This window comes from Paenibacillus sp. J22TS3 (assembly GCF_018403205.1).
Lineage (GTDB): Bacteria > Bacillota > Bacilli > Paenibacillales > Paenibacillaceae > Fontibacillus > Fontibacillus tuaregi.
Genome location: NZ_BOSF01000052.1, coordinates 1 through 228, shown reverse-complemented (window position 1 = coordinate 228; position 228 = coordinate 1). Strand labels below are relative to the sequence as shown.

At 50.4% G+C, this 228-nt stretch carries 1 rRNA gene; it reads left to right on the top strand.

The annotated features are described in order from the left end of the window. Nucleotides 1-228, top strand: a 23S ribosomal RNA gene (locus KJS63_RS26005); the annotation flags it as partial.

Here is a 228-nt window from a genome sequence, read left to right as displayed (position 1 = left end):
GCAGCCACCATTTAAAGAGTGCGTAATAGCTCACTGGTCGAGTGACTCTGCGCCGAAAATGTAACGGGGCTAAACACACCACCGAAGCTATGGCTTGATGCTTGCATCAGGGGTAGGGGAGCGTTGTGTATACGTTGAAGGTGTACCGTAAGGAGCGCTGGAGAGTACACAAGTGAGAATGCCGGTATGAGTAACGAAAAGATCAGTGAGAATCTGATCCGCCGAAAG